Genomic DNA, 22,159 nt, shown 5'->3' with positions numbered 1-22,159 from the left:
CCCGCCTAGGGTCGGGAGCCGTGTCCGACGCACCCGCCGACCAGGCCCCCGCGCGCCCCGCCCCCGTCCTGGACCTCGGTCCCGAGGAGACGCTGCACGTCCTCGTCCCCTCCGGAGCGCTGGCCGAGGCGGTCGAGCAGCTGTCCCCGCGGGTGCGGGTGCACCGCTACGACCTCCGCGAGGGCCTGCCCACCGGGGAGGCCGCGCAGGCCCAGGTCCTCGTGCCGCGCGGGGAGCTGCCCGACGAGCTCCTCGACGCGCTGCCCCGGTTGCAGCTGGTCCAGCTGCGCAGCGCCGGTGCCGAGCTGTTCGCCGGGAAGCTGCCCGCGCGGGTGACGTTGTGCAACGCCCGCGGCGCGCACACCCCGGCCACCGCGGAGTGGGCGGTCACCGCGACGCTGGCCGCCCAGCGCGGCATCCCGCACTACGTCCGCGAGACCGACGCCGGCCGCTGGTCACCGGGCACGTTCGCCAGCCTGGTCGGGGCGCGGGTGCTCGTGGTCGGCGCCGGGGACATCGGCCGCACCATCGGGTCGATGATGGCCGGCTTCGACGTCGAGCTCACCTACGTCGCCCGGACCGCCCGCGAGGGCGTGCACGGCTTCGAGGAGCTGCCCGCACTGCTGCCCGACGCCGACGTCGTCGTGCTCATCGTGCCGGTGACCCCGCAGACCACCGGCATGGTCGACGCGACGTTCCTCGCGGCCATGAAGGACGGCGCCCTGCTGGTCAACGCCGCCCGTGGGGTGGTCGTGGACACCGACGCGCTGCTGGCCGAGCTGACCGCCGGGCGCCTGCGGGCGGCCCTAGACGTCACCGACCCCGAGCCGCTGCCCGAGGGCCACCCGCTGTGGACGGCGCCGGGCCTGCTGCTGACCCCGCACGTCGGCGGTGCCGTCCCCGACACCGAGGCCCGCGCCGCCGCCGCCGTCACCGACCAGCTCGAGCGGATCCTGGCGGGGGAGCCGCTGCAGAACGTCGTCACCGACTACTGACGAAGGACCCCCTCGCCCCCCACCACTCGCAGGCTCGTGGCGGGCCCCTGCGAGGGGGCCGCGGGGGCCGGCGGGGACGGGCTTCAGGAGGTGGGGGCCTCGGGGTCGGGGATGCGGCCGCCGGAGAGGGACGACAGCTGGGGGAGGTCGCGGGCGCGGAGCACCGGCAGCTTGACCTGGGTGCCGGCGGTGGTGACCAGCCACAGGTCCCGGCGCGGGCCGACCCGGATGCCGGACAGCTCCGACCACCCAACCGTGCGGGCACTGGTCAGTGAGCGCGCGGTCACCCCGGCGTCGGAGACGTCGACCCCGACCCGCACCACCCAGGCGGCCGCGGCGGCCGGCACGGCCATCAGGAGAAGCGCCCACAGCGTCACCCCCGCCAGCGGCAGGACGCAGGCGAACCCGATGACGACCGGCAGCAGCGCTGTCCGGCTCATGCGCAGACGAGCGACAGCCACACCGTGGATCTTCCCAGACCGTGGGACGGGGCGACCAGGCCCGTCATGGCCGCTCCGCACCGGCCTACCATCGCCGGTCGTGACGACCGTCGAGGACAGCCCGACCACCACCGACTCCGTCGACATCAAGCCGCGCAGCCGCGAGGTCACCGACGGGGACGCCAAGGCCCCGGCCCGGGCGATGCTCCGCGCCGTGGGGATGGGCGACGACGACTTCGCCAAGCCGCAGGTCGGCGTGGCCTCGTCGTGGAACGAGATCACCCCGTGCAACCTCTCGCTGGACCGGCTGGCCAAGTCCGCCAAGGAGGGCGTGCACGCCGCCGGCGGCTTCCCGCTGGAGTTCGGCACGATCTCGGTCTCCGACGGCATCTCCATGGGCCACGAGGGCATGCGCGCCTCGCTGGTCTCCCGCGAGGTGATCGCCGACTCCGTCGAGACCGTCGTGTTCGCCGAGCGGCTGGACGGCACCGTCCTGCTGGCCGGCTGCGACAAGTCGCTGCCCGGCATGCTGATGGCCGCCGCCCGCCTGGACCTGGCCAGCGTGTTCGTCTACTCCGGCTCGACGCTGCCGGGCAAGCTCGGCGACCGCGAGGACATGACGATCATCGACGTGTTCGAGGGCGTCGGCGCCTGCGCGGCCGGGAAGATCACCCGTGACGAGCTGACCGCGATCGAGAAGGCCGCCTGCCCCGGCATGGGCTCCTGCGGCGGCATGTACACCGCCAACACGATGGCCAGCGTCGCCGAGGCCCTCGGCATGGCGCTGCCCGGCAGCGCCGCCCCGCCGGCTCCGGACCGCCGCCGCGACGACATCGCCGTGCGGTCGGGCGAGGCCGTGGTCGAGCTGCTCCGCAAGGGCATCACCGCCCGGCAGATCATGACCAAGGAGGCGTTCGAGAACGCCATCACCGTGGCCATGGCCCTCGGTGGCTCCACCAACGTCGTCCTGCACCTGCTGGCGATCGCGCACGAGGCCGACGTCGACCTGACCCTCGACGACTTCAACCGGATCGGTGACCGGACGCCGCACCTGGCCGACGTGAAGCCTTTCGGCCGGTTCGTCATGACCGACGTCGACCGCATCGGCGGCGTCCCGGTGGTCATGCGCGCCCTGCTCGACGCCGGGCTGCTGCACGGCGACGCGCTCACCGTGACCGGGAAGACGCTGGCGGAGAACCTCGCCGAGCTGTCCCCGCCGGACCCCGACGGCGCGATCATCCACGCGATGGCCGACCCGATCCATCGCACGGGCGGGATCACGATCCTGCGCGGGTCGCTGGCACCGGAGGGGGCGGTCGTGAAGTCCGCCGGCTTCGACGCCGACGTCTTCGAGGGCACCGCCCGGGTCTTCGACGGCGAGCAGGGCGCCATGGACGCCGTCACCGAGGGCACCCTGAAGGCCAACGACGTCGTGGTCATCCGCTACGAGGGCCCCCGTGGCGGCCCGGGCATGCGCGAGATGCTCGCCGTCACCGGCGCCATCAAGGGCGCGGGGCTGGGCAAGGACGTGCTGCTGCTCACCGACGGCCGGTTCTCCGGCGGCACGACCGGTCTGTGCATCGGGCACATCGCCCCCGAGGCCGCCGACGGCGGACCGATCGCCTTCGTCCGGGACGGCGACCGCATCCGGCTCGACCTCACCGCCCGCACCATGGACCTGCTGGTCGACGAGGCCGAGCTCGCCACCCGCCGTGAGGGCTGGGCGCCGCCGGAGCCGCGCTACACCCGCGGCGTGCTCGCCAAGTACGCCAGGCTCGTCGGCTCGGCCGCCCAGGGCGCCATCACCAGCTGAGCGGTGACCAGCCCCAACGGGTGACCCGTCCCCCCGCACCCTGTGGTGCGGGGGGACATCGGTCGACAGTGCTGGGGTGGAGCCCACGCGTCGTCGGTCAGTGCCCGGGGAGCGGCGTGCCGCCCCGGCCACCGCCACCGACCAGGCGCGGCTGCGCCTGTCCGGGCGGCTGGTCCCGCAACTGGCCCTGGTCGCCGCCGCGCTCGCACTCCTCGCCGCGGCCCTGCTCGACGTCGACCTCCCGCCGGTCGCCGGCGCGGCCCTCGGCGGCTGCCTGGCGCTGACCGCCCTCCAGCGGTCCCTCGCCGCCCGGGTGCAGGCCCGCGAGTCCGCCCGGCTCCGCCGCAGCGAGGCGGTCCACCGCGCGCTGGCCACGGCCGAGGGCGACGTCGTCCTCACGCTGGACGGCGACCTGCGCATCCGGCAGGTCACCCCCGCCGTGCCCGGTCTGCCCGGCCGGCCGCTGACCGGGTGCGTGCCCGCCGAGGACGCCGCCGAGGTGCGCGCCCGGCTCCTCGGCCCGCAGCCCGCCGGCGCCCGGCACACCCTCCGGCTGCTGCCGGACACCGGCCTCCCGCGGGTGCTCGAGACCACGGTCAGCGACCTGCGCGCCGACCCCGACGTCCGGGCGCTGGTCGTGCGCGGCCGCGACGTCACCGCCCGCGACGACCGCGAGCGCGAGCTGTGCGCGCTGGCCTACACCGACCCGCTCACCGGCCTGCCCAACCGGGCGGCCCAGGAGCGGTCGGTGCACGAGGACCTGGCCGCCGGCACGGCCGGCCTGAGCCTCCTGCTGGTCGAGGTGCACGGGCTGCGGGCGGTGCACGAGGACGCCGGCCGCAGCGTCGTCGACGCTGCGCTGGTCGAGGTCGCCCGTCGGCTCCGTGCCACCGTGCGCGGCACCGACGAGGTGTCCCGCGTCGACGCCGAGCTGTTCGCCGTGCTGGCGTCGGGTACCCCCACCGAGGTCGGCCGGCTCGCCGCCCGCTGCCTGGCGGTCCTGGAGGCCCCGATCGTCACCGCGGCCGGCCTGGTCGACCTGTGCGCCGTCGTCGGGCTGGCCCCGCTGTCGCCCGGGCTGACCGCCGCGCAGGTCCAGGACCACGCCGAGCTCGCCCTCGCCGCCGCCCGGTCGGCCGGGACCGGCTCGGTGCACCGCCACCACCCCGAGCTCACCGCCGTCCGCGACCGCCGCGACCAGCTGCGCCACGACCTCGTCGGCGCCCGCGGCCGCGGGGAGCTCGAGCTCGCCTGGCTGCCGGTCGTCGACCTGACCGAGCGCCGGGTCGCCGGCGTCGAGGCGCTGATGCGCTGGCGGCACCCCGACCTCGGCGACGTCCCGCCGGAGGAGTTCCTGCCGGTGGCCGCCCGGGCCGGGCTGACCGTCGACCTGCAGCGCTGGGTGCTGCAGGAGGCCACCCGCGCGGTGGTCGGGCTGCCGCAGTCCGGGCCCGCGCTCCGCCTGGGCGTCAACGTCTCGGCCGCCCACCTGGCCGCCGGCACCCTGGTCGCCGACGTGACGCGGGCGCTGGCCGACAGCGGTCTGCCGCCCGAACGCCTGGTGGTCGAGCTCGCCGAGTCCGCACTGTCCGGGCCGCGGGTCCGCGACGACGTCTCCGCGCTCCGGCTGATGGGCGTGCACGTCGCCCTGGACGACGTCGGTCGCGGCGCGTCCTCGCTGGCGGACCTGGGCCGGCTGCCGGTCGACGTCCTCAAGCTCGACCGCACGCTGCTGGCCCGGATCGACCGGGACCCCTACGTGCGGGCCGTCTGCGCCGCGGTGGTCACCCTCGGCGCGACGCTGGGCGTCGACGTCGTCGCCGAGGGCGTGGAGACGGTCGGCCAGCTGGCCGTCCTGCACAACCTCGGCTGCGGCTTCGCCCAGGGTTTCCTGCTCTCCCGGCCGGTCGGGCTCATCGCGCTCACCGGGCTGCTGGAGGCCGACGGCGGCCGGTTGTGGCCCGGCGTGCCCGCGCCGCGGCCCGCTCCGGCGGACGGCACCGCTCCCGGTCCGGTGGCCCTCCTGTGAGCGGACCCGGCCGCCCGGTGCCGCGACGGCGGCGGACGGACGTCGTCGCGCCCCCGGTGCCCCCGCGTGCGTTCGTCGTCGGCGCCGCGCTGGCCCTCGGTGGCCTGCTGCTGCTCGGCGGCCCGGTCGCCGGGCGCCCGGTCACCGCCACCGAGGCCCTCGTGGCCGCGGTGCTGGTGCTGGTGGCGCTGGTGGCCGGCCTCGTGCCGGCGGCGCCGCCCGCCGGGCTGCCGGGACCCGGTGCCCACCTGCACGAGGACCGCACGAGCCAGCAGGAGCTGGAGCGGATGGCCTACAGCGACCACCTCACCGGGCTGCCCAACCGCGCCCGCCTGATGGCCGCCCTGGCCGGTGCGCGCAGCCGGGCCGCCCACGGGGAGCCGTGCACCGTGCTGCTGCTGGACCTCGACGGCTTCAAGGCGGTCAACGACATCGCCGGGCACGAGGCAGGGGACCTGCTGCTGGTCGAGGTCGCCGACCGGCTGCGGGTGACCGTGCGGGACGAGGACCTGGTCAGCCGGCTCGGTGGCGACGAGTTCGCCGTCGTGGTGCGCTCGGGCGTGGCCGAGGCCGCGGCGCTGGCGGAGCGGATCATCGCCGAGCTGGCCGACGTCCACCGGTCGGTGCCCACCGTCGGCACCGACCCCGACCTGGTCTTCGACGTCTCGTGCAGCATCGGCGTCGCCGAGCTGCAGCCCGCCGAGGAGGTGTCGGTGAGCCTGCGCGACGCCGACGTGGCGCTCCGCGCGGCCAAGGCCGCCGGCAAGGGCTGCGTCCGCCTGTACGGCGCGGCCGCCGACGGTGCGACCGTGCGGCGCAACCGGCTGGTCCGCGACCTGCCCGACGCGCTGGCCCACGGGCAGCTGCGGCTGGTCTACCAGCCCGTGGTCGGCACCGTCGAGCGCCGCGTCCTGGGCGTGGAGGCGCTGGTCCGCTGGGACCACCCGGTCCTGGGGGAGGTGTCGCCGTCGGAGTTCGTGCCGCTGGCCGAGGACGACGGCCTGGTCGTCCCGCTGCAGCGCTGGGTGCTCGACCAGGCCACCGCCGAGCTCGCCCGGCTGCTGGCGGAGGGGCGGGACCTGCAGCTGGGCGTCAACATCAGCGTCCGTCACCTGCGGTCGGGCAGCCTGGTGCGCGACGTGACCGCCGCGCTGGCCCGGGCCGGGCTGCCGGCCCGCCGGCTGATGCTGGAGGTCACCGAGTCGATGTTCATCGGCGAGATCGAGCGGGCCGGCGGGGACCTGCAGACCCTGCACGACATGGGCTGCGTCATCTCCCTGGACGACTTCGGCCGCGGCTACTCGACCTTCGCCCACCTGGCCCGGTTGCCGGTCGACGTGCTGAAGATGGACCGCGAGTTCCTGGCCGGGATCACCGACGACGCCCGCAGCGCCGCGCTGGTGCACAGCGTGATCGAGCTGGGCCGGCGGCTGTCCATCGACGTGGTCGCCGAGGGCGTGGAGACCCCCGGCCAGCTGGCCGCGCTGCGTGACCTGGGCTGCCGCTTCCTGCAGGGCCACCTGCTGGGCAGGCCGACGTGCCCGGCCGAGCTGGGTGCGGTGATCGACGCCTTCGACGAGCGGGTGCTCGACGCCCCGGCGCTCGGCCCCGCGCTCGCCGTCCCAGTGGGTGAGTGACCTCGTCCCATCCACTGGGACGGCCTGGTTGACGCGACCGCGCCGACAGGCGCACAGTGTCCTGGTGCCTCGCACTCGTCTGCTCGTAGCGATCCACTAGCGCGCCGGTCCACCCCGACCGACGCGCCACCCCTCCGTGCCAACGGCACGAGGGGTTTTTTGTTGGCCGGGCACCACCTGGCCGGCCAGCGACAGGCGTCCGCGCCAGCACCCCACCCGCGCCCAGGGAGATCGTCAGATGAGCACCACCGCCAGCACCGGCCGCACCTCCACCGCCCCCACCTCGCCCGCGCCGGGCGCCGGCCCGGCCCCGGCCGTGCCGACGACGCCCACGGACGCCGCCGCGCAGGCCACCCTCGGGGTCGAGACCACCGCCCGGACGATGGCCGAGTCCGCGTCCGAGCCGGCCACGGGCATCACCGGCGCGCAGAGCCTGGTCCGCTCGCTCGAGGCGGTCGGTGTCGACGTCGTCTTCGGCATCCCGGGCGGGGCGATCCTCCCGCTCTACGACCCGCTCTTCGACTCCGCGGTGCGCCACGTCCTCGTCCGCCACGAGCAGGGCGCCGGGCACGCCGCCACCGGGTACGCGCAGGCCACCGGCCGGGTCGGCGTCTGCATGGCGACCTCCGGCCCCGGTGCGACCAACCTGGTGACCCCGCTGGCCGACGCCTACATGGACTCCGTGCCCGTCGTGGCGATCACCGGTCAGGTGTCCAGCACGCTGATCGGCACCGACGGGTTCCAGGAGGCCGACATCCGCGGCATCACGATGCCGATCACCAAGCACAGCTTCCTGGTGACGTCGGCCGACGAGATCCCGCAGCGGATCGCCGAGGCCTTCCACCTGGCCAGCACCGGCCGGCCCGGCCCCGTGCTGGTCGACGTCCCCAAGGACGTCCTGCAGGCGACCACCGACTTCAGCTGGCCGCCGCGGATCGACCTGCCCGGCTACAAGCCCACCACCCGCCCGCACGGCAAGCAGGTCCGCGAGGCCGCCGCGCTCATCGCCGCCGCGCGCCAGCCGGTGCTCTACGTCGGCGGCGGCGTCCTCAAGGCCCACGCCACCGACGAGCTGGCCGAGCTGGCCGAGCTGACCGGTGCGCCGGTGGTCACCACGCTGATGGCCCGCGGCGCGTTCCCCGACAGCCACCCGCAGAACCTGGGCATGCCGGGCATGCACGGCACGGTCGCGGCCGTCACCGCCCTGCAGAAGGCCGACCTGCTGATCACCCTTGGCGCCCGCTTCGACGACCGGGTCACCGGCCAGCTGTCCAGCTTCGCCCCCGACGCGGCGGTCATCCACGCCGACATCGACCCGGCCGAGATCGGCAAGAACCGCCGCGCCGACGTCCCGATCGTGGGCGACGCCAAGGCCACCATCGCCGAGCTGGTCACCGCCGTGCGGGCCGAGCACGAGGCCGGGCGCACCCCGCAGCTGACTGCGTGGTGGGAGCAGCTGGAGGACTGGCGCACCCGCTACCCGCTGGGCTACGACCGGCCCGAGGACGGCATGCTCTCGCCGCAGTACGTGATCGAGCGCCTCGGGGCCATCGCCGGCCCGGACACGATCTACACCTCCGGCGTCGGCCAGCACCAGATGTGGGCCGCCCAGTTCATCAAGTACGAGAAGCCGGGCACCTGGCTCAACAGCGGGGGCCTGGGCACCATGGGCTACTCGGTGCCGGCCGCCATGGGCGCCAAGGTGGGCTGTCCGGACACCACGGTGTGGGCCATCGACGGCGACGGCTGCTTCCAGATGACCAACCAGGAGCTGGCCACCTGCGCCATCGAGGGCATCCCCATCAAGGTCGCCGTCATCAACAACGGCAACCTGGGCATGGTGCGCCAGTGGCAGACCCTGTTCTACGAGGGCCGCTACTCCAACACCCACCTGGCCACCCACGGCGCCAAGGACCCCGCCGCCCGGCAGGTCCGCATCCCGGACTTCGTGACCCTGGCCGAGGCGCTGGGCTGCGTCGGGCTGCGGTGCGAGACCGAGGACGACGTCGACGCGGTGATCGAGAAGGCCATGGCGATCACCGACCGGCCGGTGGTCATCGACTTCATCGTCGGCTCCGACGCCCAGGTGTGGCCGATGGTCGCCGCCGGGGCGAGCAACGACGCGATCATGGCCGCCCGGGGCCTGCGCCCCGACTTCGGCGGCGACCAGGTGTGAGGACCCTCGTGCCCCCCACCACTCGCAAGCTCGCGGCGGGCCCCTGCACGGGGGCCGAACTGCCTGATCGGAAGAGGTCCGTCTGATGCCACGGCACACGTTGTCCGTCCTGGTCGAGAACAAGTCCGGTGTGCTGGCCCGGGTGTCGGCGCTCTTCAGCCGGCGCGGGTTCAACATCGAGTCCCTCGCCGTCGGCCCGACCGAGAACCCCGACCTGTCCCGGATGACGATCGTCGCCGAGGCGGAGTCCGCGCCGCTGGAGCAGATCACCAAGCAGCTGAACAAGCTCATCGAGGTGATCAAGATCGTCGAGCTGGACGGCGAGGCGTCGGTGGAGCGGGAGCTGCTGCTGGTCAAGGTGCGTGCACCGCTGACCGACCGCGCCACCGTCCTGCAGACCGCCGAGCTGTTCCGGGCCCGGGTGGTCGACGTCAACACCGACACCGTCACCATCGAGGCGACCGGGACGCCGGAGAAGCTGCGGGCACTGCTGGCGGTGCTCGCGCCGCTGGGCATCAAGGAGATGGCCCAGTCCGGCACGGTCGCGCTCGGCCGGGGTCCGCGGTCGATGAGCGGTTCTGGCAGCCTGCGTCCCGTCGACCAGCGCTCCGCGTGACCCCACCCGCCTGAACCACCCCCTGAACCGGGCCGGCCACCGCCGGCCCACCCACCGATCCAAGGAGTGCATCACCGCATGGCCGCCGAGATCTTCTACGACGCCGACGCCGACCTCTCGATCATCCAGGGGCGCACGGTCGCCGTCCTGGGCTACGGCAGCCAGGGCCACGCCCACGCGCTGTCGCTGCGCGACTCCGGCGTCGACGTCCGCGTCGGCCTGCCCGAGGGGTCCAAGAGCCGGGCCAAGGCCGAGGCCGAGGGCCTGCGCGTCGTGACCCCGGCCGAGGCGTCCGCCGAGGCCGACCTGATCATGATCCTGGCGCCGGACCACGTGCAGCGCTCGCTGTACGCCGAGTCCGTCGAGCCCAACCTGCAGGACGGCGACGCGCTGTTCTTCGGCCACGGCTTCAACATCCGCTTCGGCTACATCAAGCCCCCGGCCGGCGTGGACGTCGCCATGGTCGCCCCCAAGGGCCCCGGCCACCTCGTGCGCCGCGAGTTCAGCGACGGCAAGGGCGTGCCCTGCCTCATCGCCGTCGAGCAGGACGCCTCCGGCTCCGCCCAGGCCCTCGCGCTGTCCTACGCCAAGGCCATCGGCGGCTCCCGCGCCGGCGTCATCAAGACGACGTTCGCCGAGGAGACCGAGACCGACCTCTTCGGCGAGCAGGCCGTGCTGTGCGGCGGCATGTCCGCCCTGGTGACCGCCGGCTTCGAGACCCTCACCGAGGCCGGCTACCAGCCCGAGATCGCCTACTTCGAGTGCCTGCACGAGCTCAAGCTGATCGTCGACCTCATGTACGAGGGCGGCATCGCCAAGCAGCGCTGGTCGGTCTCCGACACCGCCGAGTACGGCGACTACACCTCCGGCCCGAAGGTGATCGACGCCCGCGTCAAGGAGTCGATGAAGGACGTCCTCACCGCCATCCAGGACGGCTCGTGGGCCGCGGCCTTCATCGCCGACCAGGACGCCGGCGCGCCGGACTTCACGGCCAAGCGGGCCGCCGCCGAGGCGCACCCGATCGAGGCCACCGGCCGCGAGCTGCGCGGCCTGATGAGCTGGGTCAGCGCCAGCGACGACTACACCGGTACCGCCGCCCGCTGACGAAGTCGGAGGACCCCGTCCTCCCCGCCCTGAGCACGCTCAGGGCGGGACCCGGGACGGGGCCGAGCAGCCCCCGCAGCCGTGTGCTGCGGGGGCTGTCGTCGTTCAGCGGGGGGCCAGGGCCCGGCGCTGGCGGTGGATGGCGAAGTACGCGGCCGAGGGCCGCAGCAGGAGCAGCACGGCCATCGCCACGGTGCCCAGGAAGAGCAGCAGGAAGAGGACGATCCCGCCCGCCCCGCCGCCCTCGGGGGCGGTGGCCGCGCCGACGACCGCGAGGAGCAGCAGCACCGCGGTGACGGCGACCGCGATCCAGGCCCCCACCAGCAGCAGCACGCGGCTGCGCCCACGCAGTGCCAGGAAGCTGCCCCAGACCATCACCACGGCCCACACCAGGGCGACGACGCCGAACACCACCAGGACGGCCCGGAAGCCGTCGACCTCGGAGGACCCCAACGTGCCCTCGAGCGAGGGGTCGGTGTCCTCGACGGCGTCGAGGAAGTCGTCGGCGTAGGCGCCACCGATCACGAACAGCAGCGCGGTGAGCAGACCGAGGACGCCGTAGAGCAGGCCGAGCACCGCCGAGGTGATCACCGTGCCCGGTCGGCCCGGCACGGCCGGCTGCCCGGGGCCGCCGTGGGCGACGGGCTGGCCGTAGGGGGACTGCCCGTACTGCGGGCCCTGTCCGTACGGGGCCTGACCCCAGGGTGCCTGGCCGTAGGGGGACTGGCCGTACTGCGGTGCCTGGCCGTAGGGGGAGCCGTACTGCTGCCCGTAGGACTGCTGGTCGTACGGGGGCTGCTGCCCGTACGGGGGCGTCTGCACGCCGGTCCCTGAGCCGTGCTGCGGCGTCCCCCAGGACCCCTGGTCCTGCTCGGGCGACGCCCAGGACGAGTGGGGGCCCGCCGCCGTCGCCCCGGCAGCGGCCGCCGTGGCGCCGGCCGCGGGGGCGTCGTCCACCCCGCCCCGGTCCACCGCACCGGTGTCCTCCGCCGGGTGCTGAGCGCCCTCCGTGCCGGAGGGGTCCGGCTGCTGCCGGCCCTGGGCGTCGTCCCGGTCGTTGCTCATGGTCTCCTCCGCACGGGGCCGGTCGTCCCGGCGCTGCGCCGTCAGCTTGACCGTGCGTCGGGAGGCGGGCAAGCACGCCGGGCGGCGGTTCCCCCGGGAGGGCCACCACGGCGGCCGTCCACCCAGTGGGACCGGTGGGCACCGGCGCCCCGCGGGAGGTCCCGCCTCCCTAGGCTGTGGACCCGTGACAGCCACTCAGCCGGGGTCCGTGCCCGTCGTCCTCATCGCCGAAGAGCTCGCACCCAGCGTGCTGGAGGTGCTCGGCGACGACGTCGAGATCCGCCACGTCGACGGCGCCGACCGGGCCGCGCTGCTCCCGGCGCTGGCCGAGGCCTCCGCGGTGCTCATCCGGTCGGCCACCCAGATCGACGCCGAGGCGCTGGCCGCCGCACCGGACCTCAAGGTCGTCGCCCGCGCCGGGATCGGCCTGGACAACGTCGACGTCCCCGCCGCCACCGAGCGCGGGGTGCTGGTGGTCAACGCCCCCACCTCGAACATCGTCAGCGCCGCCGAGCACGCCATCGCCCTGATGCTGGCCGCCGCCCGGCACATCCCCGCCGCGGACGCCTCGCTGCGCGAGGGGACGTGGGCGCGGTCGAAGTTCACCGGCGTGGAGGTCACCGAGAAGACCGTCGGCGTCGTCGGCCTGGGCCGGATCGGTGTCCTGGTCGCCCAGCGGCTGGCCGCCTTCGGCGTCACGCTCATCGCCTACGACCCCTACATCCAGGCCGGCCGCGCCGCCCAGCTCGGCGTCCGGCTGGTCTCCCTGGACGAGCTGCTGCGGGAGTCGGACTTCATCACCGTCCACCTGCCCAAGACCCCGGAGACCCTGGGGCTCATCGGCGCCGAGGAGCTCGCCGCCACCAAGCGCGGCGTGATCATCGTCAACGCCGCCCGGGGCGGGCTGGTCGACGAGGCCGCCCTGGCCGAGGCGCTGCAGTCGGGCCAGGTCGGGGCCGCGGGCATCGACGTCTACGCCAAGGAGCCCTGCACCGACTCACCGCTGTTCGGGCTGCCCAACGTCGTGGTCACCCCGCACCTGGGCGCCTCCACCACCGAGGCCCAGGACAAGGCCGGCACCGCGGTCGCCCGCAGCGTCCGGCTGGCCCTGCAGGGGGAGTTCGTGCCCGACGCGGTCAACGTCCAGGCCGGCGGGGTCGTCGCCGAGGACGTGCGCCCGGGGCTGCCGCTGGCGGAGAAGCTCGGCCGGGTCTTCACCGCCGTCGCCGGCGGGCTGGCCCAGTCGGTGCACGTCGAGGTGCAGGGCAAGATCGCCGAGTTCGACGTCTCGGTCGTCCAGCTGGCCGTGCTGCGCGGCGTGTTCGCCGACGTCGTCTCCGAGCCGGTCACCTACGTCAACGCCCCCCTCCTGGCCGAGCAGCGCGGGCTGGACGTGAGCCTGTCCAGCAACACCGAGAGCCCGCACTACCGCAACCTGATCAGCGTCCGCGGCGCCATGGCCAACGGCGCCGAGGTCACCGTGTCGGGCACGCTCTACGGCAAGAACCAGGTGCCCAAGCTGACCGAGGTCGGCGGCTTCGAGATCGACCTCACCGCCGACGGCTACCTGCTCTTCTTCGTCTACGCCGACCGCCCCGGTGTGGTCGGCACGGTCGGTGCGGCCCTGGGGGAGGCCGGCGTGAACATCGCCGGCGCCCAGGTCAGCCGGACGACGCAGGGCGGGGAGGCGCTGATGGCCGTCACCGTCGACAGCCCGGTCAGCGGCGAGCTGCTCGACCAGATCGGTGCCCGCATCGGCGCGCGGCAGGCCCAGACCGCCGACCTCAGCCCGCTGTGACCCCCGCCTGACCTGACCCACCGGTCGGCCCCGCCGACCCCGCAGCACACCGAGGCCGCGTCGTCCCCTGGACGGCGCGGCCTCGCTGTGTACTCGTCGGGGGCACGACACCCGGCCGCCACCTCCCGGCCACCGCCGCGGTGGTTGAGAGCTGGTGCAACGTGTCGTCTGCGTCGCGGCGTTGCTCCGTTCGCCCGCACCACGCCGCTCGTGTGACCGGGGACACCGGGAGGAGACACAGCCGTGTCACGGACTCGGCAGGTGCCGATCACAGCTGGTGTCGACTGGGCCATCCGGCCTATGGCCGTTGGCCATCGCAACGGCAACCGTCTGTCATGAGTGCCTCACGGACCAGTGAGGGTCATCTCGTCCAGGTGTCTCGTCGACAGGGGTGCACGTGAGTCCCAGAAGTACTCAGTCCAACCGGGCAGGGCGTCGACACGCCCTGTCCCGCTCGGGGATCGTCGTCGTGACGGCCGCTCTGGTCACCACCGGCGGCCTCGGCAGCGCGCTGGCCGCCCCGGCCGGCGTGGCCCAGCGGGTCGCCGGACAGCCGGCGGCCATCGACCTGACCCCGGCCCAGCTGGACCAGGTCAGGTCCCAGCTGGCAGACCGGGCTGACTCCACGAGGCTGGCGGGGCTCCCGGACAGCGGTCCGGCGTCCTTCTTCCTCCGGATCGACACGCCCTCCACCTCCCAGGTCTACGCCGACGCGCTGGCCACGGGCGGGCAGGCGGAGGCCGCCGACGCGGCCCGCTCCGCGCAGCCCGCGGTCGAGGCCGCCGCCGACGACGTGGTGTCGGAGCTGCCCGCGGTCGCCTCCGGCGCCGAGGTGCTCTACACCGCCTCCACCGTGGTCTCCGGTGTGGCGGTCTCCGCGGACGCCGCCGACTACGAGGCCCTGCGCACCCTGCCCGGCGTGACGGCGGTGCTGCCGATCACGCCCAAGGAGATCAGCAACACCGGTGCCGCCGCGGTGGTCCGGGCCGTCGACGCCTGGGAGTCCCTGGGCAACACCGGCAAGGACGTGTCGATCGGCATCATCGACACCGGCATCGACTACACCCACGCCGACTTCGGCGGCAGCGGCGACGTCGCACAGTTCGACGCCCTGCAGGCCGCGGAGAAGGCGCCCGCGCCGGGGGTCTTCCCCAGCGCCAAGGTCGTCGGCGGTCACGACTTCGTCGGTGACGACTACAACGCCGACCCGTCCAGCGACGCCTACCAGCCCGTCGCGCACCCCGACGAGAACCCCCTGGACTGCAACGGGCACGGCACGCACGTCGCCGGCTCCTCCGCCGGCTACGGCGTCAACGCCGACGGCAGCACCTACACCGGCACCTACGGCGCGGGCTTCGACGCCGGCGCCCTGAAGATCGGCCCGGGCATGGCGCCCGACGCCTCCCTCTACGCCCTGAAGGTCTTCGGCTGCGAGGGTTCGACCGACGTCACCATCAAGGCCCTCGAGTGGGCCATGGACCCCAACGGCGACGGGTCGATCGACGACCACCTCGACGTCGTGAACCTGTCCCTGGGGTCGGACTACGGGCTGGCCGACGACGCCGACGCCATGGTCGCCGACGAGGCGATGGCGCACGGCATGCTCGTCGTCCTGGCCGCCGGCAACGCCGGTGACGCCTACGACATCGGTGGTTCGCCGGGCAACGCCCCGCGCGGCATCGGCGTCGCCGCCTCCAACGACGGCTACGGCGTCTTCGACGGCTGGCGGGTCGACTCGCCCGCGGGCGTCATCGACGGCGTGCGCCCGGGCCTGCGGTCGCTCGCCTACGAGGGCACCGGTGACGTCACCGGCCCGCTGGTGCTGCCGCCGGCCGGTCACGAGGACGGCTGCACCCTGCCCGCCGGGTACGCGGTGCCCGCCGGCTCGGTCCAGCTCTTCCTCGCCGACGGCTTCGCCGACTGCGGCTCGGTCGGCAAGGGCACGAACGCGGTCAGGGCCGGCGCGGCCGGGTTCATGATCGTCGGGGACGACGACCTGCTGGAGACCGGCATCACCGGTGTCGCGCAGATCCCGGGCATCCTCGTCACCGGGACCGACGGCGAGGCGGTCATCGGCGCGGTCTCGGCCGGCCAGACCGTCACCGTCACCTTCGGTGACAGCCTCAAGGACGCCTCCGTCTTCACCGCGCCCGAGCAGGTCGACCTGCTCGCCTCGTTCTCCTCGCGGGGCACGCGGCAGGCCAACGGCCTCAAGCCGGACGTCTCCGCACCCGGCGTGACGTTGTTCTCCGCCGCCGTCGGCACCGGTGACCAGGGTGTCAGCGAGTCCGGCACCTCGATGGCCACACCGACCACCGCCGGGGTCACCGCACTGGTCCGTGCGGCCCACCCGGAGTGGACGACGGAGGAGGTCAAGGCCGACCTGATGAACACCGCCGGCCACGACGTCCACACCGCCGACGGCACGGTCTACGGACCCAACCGCCAGGGCGCCGGCCGCATCGACGCCAAGGCCGCCCTGGACAACCAGGTGCTCGCCTACGCCGAGGCCGGTACCGGTGTCGTGTCGGCGTCCTTCGGGGTCGTGGAGGTGGCGGCCGAGCGGGTCCAGGCCACCAAGGTCATCACGGTGGCCAACAAGGGCACCAGCGCGGCCGTCTACCGGGTGGCCTACCAGGCGCTCGTCGAGCAGCCCGGCGTGCGCTACTCGCTGTCGGCGCAGCGCGTGACCGTGCCCCCGGGGCAGACCCGCACGGTGACCGTCACCATGACCGCCTCGCAGGACGAGCTGCGCAAGGTCGCCGACCCGACCGTGGTGGTCGACGACGGCCGCCAGTTCGTCGGTGAGGCCAGCGGTCGCGTCGTCCTGTCGCCGATCAACAAGAAGGGCGTGGACCTGCGCGTCCCGGTGCACAGCAACGCCAAGCCCGCGTCGACGCTGTCGGCGTCGGCGTCCGGCGACGGCTCGACCATCACCCTGACCGGTGGCGGCGTGGCCAACGGCGAGGCGTACGAGCCCAGCTCCTACACCTCCCTGGTCGACGCCTTCGAGCAGCTCGGCACCAGCCCGGAGATGCCCCGGTGCTCGACCACGCCGGCACCGGACTGCTACAAGTCCGAGCTGGAGCGGTCGGTCGACCTGGCCTCCGTGGGCGTCGCCTCCGACGTCCGGGCCTTCGCCGACGACCCGGGGCTGTACGTCGCCGTCGCCGCGCACGGGACCTACACCTCGCCGGAGACGGCGGTGAACTACGGGGTCTACATCGACGCCACCGGCGACGGGCAGTGGGACTACCAGGTCACCACCACGCGCATCGCCGACTACGACGTGGCCCTGGTCGTGATCACCGACCGCAACTACGACCTGCTGCCCAGCAACGACGCTCCTTACATCGGTGCGTTGAACCTGGTCGACGGGCTCGTGGACACCAACGCCCTGGACAACGACGTCCAGGTGATGGGCGTGCCGCTGTCGGCCATGCCGCTGGTGCAGGGCCGGATCTCCTTCGGCGTCCAGTCGATCAGCGCCTACGGCACGGTCGACGACCTGGGCACCGGGTCGGGGGAGGCCGGGACGGAGCTCAGCACGCCGATGAGCTTCGACCCGCTGGCGCCCGGGCTCTCGTTCACCGGACCGGGCGGTGACCCGGCACTCCTGCTGCCGGCCACCGGCGGGACCACGATCACCGTGACGCAGGACCCGGTGTCCTACGCCGCTGACGTGGCCGTGGGCGGGACCAAGGGGGCGCTGGTCGTCCTCCCGCACAACGACTCGGCCACCGGCCGGGCCCAGTCGGTGCCGGTCGCACCGGCGGCGACGGCGGTGAGCGCACCGCCGGCCGGCTGACCTCCGGCACCACCGCACGACCCGGACGCCCTCCGCAGCACGACGCGGGGGGCGTCCGGCGTGTGCGGGTGCGCGGTCCGGTACTGGCGCCCACTAACCTCTGGCCTCATGCGCCTGGCAGTGGTACCTGGAGACGGCATCGGTCCCGAGGTGGTGGCCGAGGGCCTCAAGGTCCTGGGCGCGGTCGCCCCGGACGTCGAGGCGACCCCCTACGACCTGGGGGCGGCGAGGTGGCAGCGCACCGGTGAGCTGCTGCCGGACTCCGTGCTGGAGGAGCTGCGCGGCCACGACGCGATCCTGCTCGGCGCGGTGGGCGACCCCTCGGTGCCCAGCGGCATCCTCGAGCGCGGGCTGCTGCTCAAGCTGCGCTTCGAGCTCGACCACCACGTGAACCTGCGCCCGGCCCGGCTCTTCGACGGCGTGCGCAGTCCGCTGGCCGCGCCCGGCGAGATCGACATGCTCTGCATCCGCGAGGGCACCGAGGGCCCCTACGTCGGCAACGGCGGCGTGCTGCGGCGGGACACCCCGCACGAGGTGGCCACCGAGGTCAGCCTCAACACCGCCTTCGGCGTGGAGCGCGTGGTGCGCTACGCCTTCGAACGGGCGCTGGCCCGCCCCCGCCGCCACCTGACGCTGATCCACAAGACCAACGTGCTCACCCACGCCGGGTCGCTGTGGTCGCGCACGGTCGAGGAGGTGTCCACGGAGTTCCCCGAGGTCACCGTGGCCTACTCCCACGTCGACGCCGCGGCGATGTTCTTCATCACCGACCCGGGCCGCTACGACGTCATCGTCACCGACAACCTCTTCGGCGACATCGTCACCGACGTGGCCGCCGCCGTGACCGGTGGCATCGGCCTGGCCGCCAGCGGGAACCTCGACGTCTCGGGCACCAACCCGAGCATGTTCGAGCCGGTGCACGGCTCGGCCCCCGACATCGCCGGCACCGGCGTCGCCGACCCCACGGCCACCGTGCTGTCGGTCGGCCTGCTGCTGGAGCACCTCGGCCGGCCGGAGCTGGCCAAGAAGGTCAACGCCGCGGTCGCCTTCGACCTGTCCACCCGCGACCCGAAGGCGACGATCCGCACCGCCGAGGTCGGCGACCGCCTGGCCGCGCTCGCCGGCTGACGGAGACGAAGGGCCCCCGCTGCCCCCCACCACGAGCGAGCTCGCGGCGGGGCCCGGCAGCGGGGCGTGGAACGGGGCGTCCCGCACAGTGGACGCCCCGTTCCACTCACCGGCCCGGGCGTGCTGTACTGGCCGTGATGCACACCACCGGCTCGATCATCGTCTAGCGCGCAGTCAGCACCACCGACTGCGCGCCCACCTCCCGTGCCCCGGGGGGTTTTTTCATGTCCGGGCCCGAACCGAACCCACCGGGAGACACCGTGGCCGACCAGCCCGCCACCACTCCGACCGTCGACGCCACCGGCTTCCACGGCGCCGACGCACGCTCCGCCGTCACCGACTTCCACGTCTTCGACACGACGCTGCGCGACGGCGCCCAGCGCGAGGGCGTGAGCTACTCCGTGGCCGACAAGCTCGCCGTCGCCCGGCTGCTGGACGAGATCGGGGTGGGGTTCATCGAGGGCGGCTGGCCCGGCGCCCTGCCCAAGGACACCGAGTTCTTCGCCCGCGCGCGCACCGAGCTGCAGCTGCGGCACGCCCAGCTGGTCGCCTTCGGTGCCACCCGCAAGGCCGGGGTCGCGGTCGCCGAGGACCCGCAGGTGCAGGCGCTGCTGGACGCGGGGACCCCGGTGGTCTGCCTGGTCGCCAAGTCCGACGTCCGGCACGTGCGGGAGGCGCTGCGCACCACGCCGGAGGAGAACCTGGCCATGGTCGCCGACACCGTCGCCCACCTGGTGGCCCACGGCCGGCGGGTGTTCGTCGACTGCGAGCACTTCTTCGACGGCCACGCCGCCGACCCCGACTACGGCGTGCAGGTGCTCCAGACGGCGTTCGCCGCGGGTGCGGAGGTGGGCGTCATGTGCGACACCAACGGCGGGATGCTGCCGATGGGCCTGGGCCGGGTGGTCGCCGACGTGCGCGCCCGCACCACCGGGAAGCTCGGCATCCACTGCCAGGACGACACCGGGTGCGCGGTGGCCAACAGCCTCGCCGCGGTCGAGGCCGGCGTCACGCACGTGCAGGGCACCGCCAACGGCTACGGCGAGCGGGCCGGCAACGCCGACACCTTCGCCCTGATCGGCAACCTGGTCACCAAGATGGGCCTGCCGGTCGTGCCCGCCGAGTGCCTGCCCGAGCTCAAGCGGGTCAGCCACGCCATCGCCGAGCTGGCCAACATCGCCCCCGACGACCACCAGCCCTTCGTCGGCGCCTCGGCCTTCGCGCACAAGGCGGGGCTGCACGCCAGCGCGATCAAGGTCGACCCCGAGCTGTACAACCACCTCGACCCCGCCGTGGTCGGCAACGACATGCGCATCCTGGTCACCGAGATGGCCGGGCGGGCCTCGGTCGAGCTCAAGGGCCGCGAGCTCGGCGTGGACGTCACCGGGCAGGGCGACGCGATCGGCCGGGTCGTCGACCAGGTCAAGGTGCTCGAGGCCGAGGGGTGGTCCTTCGAGGCCGCCGACGCCTCCTTCGAGCTGCTGTTGCGCGCCGAGCTGCCGGACGCCCCCGCGCCGCTGTTCCAGCTGGAGAGCTGGCGGGCCTCGGTCGAGCACGCGGCCACCGGTGCGGTGGTCAGCGAGGCCACGGTCAAGGTGCACCTGCCCAACGCCGACGGGACGACGGAGCGGGTCATCATGACCGCGGAGGGCAACGGCCCGGTCAACGCCCTGGACAACGCGCTGCGCCAGGCGCTGGTCGGCCGCCACCCGCACCTGGCCGGGGTCTCCCTGGCCGACTACAAGGTGCGCATCCTGGGCTGGAAGGGCGGCACCAGCGCCACCACCCGGGTGCTGGTCGACACCACCGACGGCGCGGGGGAGTGGACCACCGTCGGGGTGCACGACAACATCGTCGAGGCCTCCTGGCGGGCCCTGGTCGACGCGCTCACATACGCGGTGCGCCACCGCTCGTCGGGCACCCGGGACTGAGGGCGCCGGCGTGACCGCGCGGCGTTCGGCGACGGTGGTCGGCGGGGGGATCGCCGGGCTCGCTGCCGCGGTCTCCCTGCTGGGGGCCGGGTGGCGGGTGCAGGTGCTGGAGCGGTCCACGGCGTTCGACGAGGTGGGCGCCGGGCTGGCGGTCACCCGCAACGGGATGGCCGCCCTCGACGGCCTCGGGGTGGGGGAGCAGGTGCGCGCCGCCGGGCACCTGACCCGGGCGGCCGGCACCCGCGACCAGCACGGCCGGTGGCTGCTGCAGCTCCCGGGCAGCACCGACCCCGGGGCGCCGACCGTCGCCTGGGGAGTGCACCGGCAGCGGCTGCACGGGGCGCTGCTCGGTGCAGCAGCGGCGGCCGACCTGGTGACCGGCGCCCGCGTCACCGGGCTGGTGCCCGGTGCGCCGGACGGTGCGCCGGCCGTGGTCACCTGGACCGACGACGACGGGGAGCACACCGTCACCACCGACCTCGTGGTCGCCGCCGACGGCATCCGCAGCGCCGTCCGAGGGGTGCTCTTCCCCGAGGTCGCCCTCCGCTACAGCGGCTGGACGAGCTGGCGTGCGGTGGTGGACGACGACAGCACCCTCGAGGAGGGGTTCGCCCCGTCGTGGGGGCCGGCGGCCGAGTTCGGCGCCCTGCGGATCAGCGGCAGCGAGCTCTACTGGTACGGCTACGTCCGTCATCCCGAGCGGACGCCCCTCGCTGACGAGCTGGCCGCGGCGGTCGAGCTGTTCTCCGGCTGGTCGGCCGACGTCCGGGCGGTCGTGGCGGCCACCGACCCGGCCCGACTGCTCCGCCACGACGTGCACCACCTGCCGCGCGGGCTGCCCGGCTACGCGCGCGGGCGCACGGTCCTCGTCGGCGACGCCGCGCACGCGATGCTCCCGACGATGGGCCAGGGCGCCAACTCCTCGCTCGAGGACGGGGTCTGCGTGGGCCGGCTCATCGGGGAGCCGGTCGCCGCAGGGGCCCCGCTGGCCGCCGCGCTGACCGCCTTCGACCGGGCCCGCCGTCCGCGGTGCCGGCAGATGGCCCGTCGGTCGGCGCTCACCGCCCGCTTCGGTGCCCACGTGCCGGGCGGGCTGCCGCAGGTGCTCCGCAACGCCGCCCTCCGGGCGGTGCCGGCCGGACCGGCCGCGGCAGCGGGTGCAGCAGTGCTGCGCTGGGAGCCACCGGTCAGCCCAGCGGGGTGACCGTGCTGGCCAGCAGGCAGAACTCGTTGCCCTCGGGGTCGGCCAGCACGTGCCAGGTCATCTGCTCGGTCAGCGGGCCCTGACCGACGTCGACCGGGGTGGCGCCCAGGGCCAGCAGCCGCTGCAGCTCCTCGGCCTGGGAGCGGTCGGTGGCGTTGAGGTCCAGGTGCAGCCGGCGCCGGCCCGGCGTCGGGTCGGGGACCAGGACGAAGGCGACGGTCGGCACCGGGCCCTTGTCGCCCTGACCGGGCGGGCCGATCTCGGTGTAGCCGTCGTCGGCGGTCTCGACCACCTCGAACCCCAGCACCTCGCACCACCAGGCAGCCAGCTCGGCCGGGTGCGGGCTGTTGACGGTGATCGCGGTGATCCGGGCGGCCATGGGGCACCGTAGCGCCGTCGCGCGGGACCCGCCGGA

General features: G+C 74.4%; 15 protein-coding genes. 12 read left to right on the top strand and 3 right to left on the bottom strand.

Annotated features, from left to right (window positions below):
- Positions 1 to 20: 20 nt before the first annotated feature.
- The gene (locus O2W14_RS11805) at positions 21 to 995 is read left to right on the top strand and encodes a 2-hydroxyacid dehydrogenase (RefSeq protein ID WP_269176290.1); all 975 of its coding nucleotides are present in this window, start codon (positions 21 to 23) and stop codon (positions 993 to 995) included.
- Between the two features lie 83 nt (positions 996 to 1,078).
- On the opposite strand, the gene O2W14_RS11800 is transcribed toward O2W14_RS11805, so the two are convergent.
- A complete protein-coding gene (locus O2W14_RS11800; RefSeq protein ID WP_269176289.1) occupies positions 1,079 to 1,435 on the bottom strand; it encodes a PH domain-containing protein in 357 nt (118 codons plus the stop codon).
- 100 nt (positions 1,436 to 1,535) lie between these two features.
- Between O2W14_RS11800 and ilvD the strand changes: the two genes are divergently transcribed.
- The 6 genes from ilvD (at position 1,536) to ilvC (ending at position 10,810) form a co-directional block, all read left to right on the top strand.
- A complete protein-coding gene (gene ilvD, locus O2W14_RS11795) occupies positions 1,536 to 3,248 on the top strand; it encodes a dihydroxy-acid dehydratase (RefSeq protein WP_269176288.1) in 1,713 nt (570 codons plus the stop codon).
- Between the two features lie 100 nt (positions 3,249 to 3,348).
- Positions 3,349 to 5,277, top strand: coding sequence for a putative bifunctional diguanylate cyclase/phosphodiesterase (locus O2W14_RS11790; RefSeq protein WP_269176287.1), 1,929 nt, complete (start codon positions 3,349 to 3,351; stop codon positions 5,275 to 5,277).
- A gap of 56 nt (positions 5,278 to 5,333) precedes the next feature.
- Positions 5,334 to 6,914, top strand: coding sequence for a putative bifunctional diguanylate cyclase/phosphodiesterase (locus O2W14_RS11785; protein WP_269176286.1), 1,581 nt, complete (start codon positions 5,334 to 5,336; stop codon positions 6,912 to 6,914).
- Positions 6,915 to 7,152: 238 nt separating this feature from the next.
- Positions 7,153 to 9,090, top strand: coding sequence for an acetolactate synthase large subunit (locus tag O2W14_RS11780; protein WP_269176285.1), 1,938 nt, complete (start codon positions 7,153 to 7,155; stop codon positions 9,088 to 9,090).
- An 85-nt stretch (positions 9,091 to 9,175) separates the two neighbouring features.
- Positions 9,176 to 9,706 carry an acetolactate synthase small subunit gene (gene ilvN, locus O2W14_RS11775; protein WP_269176284.1) on the top strand — a complete coding sequence of 177 codons (531 nt, stop codon included), beginning with the start codon at positions 9,176 to 9,178 and terminating at the stop codon, positions 9,704 to 9,706.
- A 78-nt stretch (positions 9,707 to 9,784) separates the two neighbouring features.
- Entirely contained in the window at positions 9,785 to 10,810 is a 1,026-nt protein-coding gene (gene ilvC, locus O2W14_RS11770; RefSeq protein WP_269176283.1) for a ketol-acid reductoisomerase, read from the top strand.
- Positions 10,811 to 10,915: 105 nt separating this feature from the next.
- Here ilvC and O2W14_RS11765 read toward each other — a convergent pair whose 3' ends face one another.
- Positions 10,916 to 11,875 carry a hypothetical protein gene (locus O2W14_RS11765; RefSeq protein ID WP_269176282.1) on the bottom strand — a complete coding sequence of 320 codons (960 nt, stop codon included), beginning with the start codon at positions 11,873 to 11,875 and terminating at the stop codon, positions 10,916 to 10,918.
- A 184-nt stretch (positions 11,876 to 12,059) separates the two neighbouring features.
- Here O2W14_RS11765 and serA point away from each other — a divergent pair, with 184 nt between their 5' ends.
- The 5 genes from serA (at position 12,060) to O2W14_RS11740 (ending at position 21,744) form a co-directional block, all read left to right on the top strand.
- Positions 12,060 to 13,673, top strand: a complete 1,614-nt coding sequence (gene serA / locus O2W14_RS11760) for a phosphoglycerate dehydrogenase (RefSeq protein WP_269176281.1) — start codon at positions 12,060 to 12,062, stop codon at positions 13,671 to 13,673.
- Between the two features lie 469 nt (positions 13,674 to 14,142).
- Positions 14,143 to 17,481, top strand: coding sequence for a S8 family serine peptidase (locus O2W14_RS11755; protein ID WP_269176280.1), 3,339 nt, complete (start codon positions 14,143 to 14,145; stop codon positions 17,479 to 17,481).
- 108 nt (positions 17,482 to 17,589) lie between these two features.
- Positions 17,590 to 18,609 (top strand): 3-isopropylmalate dehydrogenase, encoded by a 1,020-nt coding sequence (locus tag O2W14_RS11750; RefSeq protein ID WP_269176279.1) that lies wholly within the window; start codon positions 17,590 to 17,592, stop codon positions 18,607 to 18,609.
- Between the two features lie 260 nt (positions 18,610 to 18,869).
- Positions 18,870 to 20,540 (top strand): citramalate synthase, encoded by a 1,671-nt coding sequence (gene cimA / locus O2W14_RS11745; RefSeq protein ID WP_269176278.1) that lies wholly within the window; start codon positions 18,870 to 18,872, stop codon positions 20,538 to 20,540.
- Positions 20,541 to 20,550: 10 nt separating this feature from the next.
- Positions 20,551 to 21,744 (top strand): FAD-dependent monooxygenase, encoded by a 1,194-nt coding sequence (locus tag O2W14_RS11740; RefSeq protein ID WP_269176277.1) that lies wholly within the window; start codon positions 20,551 to 20,553, stop codon positions 21,742 to 21,744.
- Here the strand turns inward: O2W14_RS11740 and O2W14_RS11735 are convergent.
- Positions 21,728 to 22,123 carry a VOC family protein gene (locus tag O2W14_RS11735; protein WP_269176276.1) on the bottom strand — a complete coding sequence of 132 codons (396 nt, stop codon included), beginning with the start codon at positions 22,121 to 22,123 and terminating at the stop codon, positions 21,728 to 21,730. The two genes, O2W14_RS11740 and O2W14_RS11735, sit on opposite strands and share 17 nt — an antisense overlap.
- Positions 22,124 to 22,159: the final 36 nt, after the last annotated feature.

It is taken from the genome of Modestobacter sp. VKM Ac-2986, from assembly GCF_026967795.1.
GTDB lineage: Bacteria > Actinomycetota > Actinomycetes > Mycobacteriales > Geodermatophilaceae > Modestobacter.
The sequence above is the reverse complement of the archived record's forward strand: the minus strand, read 5'-3'. Positions and strand labels throughout refer to the sequence as shown.

Coding starts and splice junctions, on each gene's coding strand:
- O2W14_RS11800 (WP_269176289.1), bottom strand. CDS start 1,435: ATGAGCCGGACAGCGCTGCTGCCGGTCGTCATCGGGTTCGCCTGCGTC.
- O2W14_RS11780 (WP_269176285.1), top strand. CDS start 7,153: ATGAGCACCACCGCCAGCACCGGCCGCACCTCCACCGCCCCCACCTCG.
- ilvN (WP_269176284.1), top strand. CDS start 9,176: ATGCCACGGCACACGTTGTCCGTCCTGGTCGAGAACAAGTCCGGTGTG.
- ilvC (WP_269176283.1), top strand. CDS start 9,785: ATGGCCGCCGAGATCTTCTACGACGCCGACGCCGACCTCTCGATCATC.
- O2W14_RS11765 (WP_269176282.1), bottom strand. CDS start 11,875: ATGAGCAACGACCGGGACGACGCCCAGGGCCGGCAGCAGCCGGACCCC.
- O2W14_RS11750 (WP_269176279.1), top strand. CDS start 17,590: ATGCGCCTGGCAGTGGTACCTGGAGACGGCATCGGTCCCGAGGTGGTG.
- O2W14_RS11735 (WP_269176276.1), bottom strand. CDS start 22,123: ATGGCCGCCCGGATCACCGCGATCACCGTCAACAGCCCGCACCCGGCC.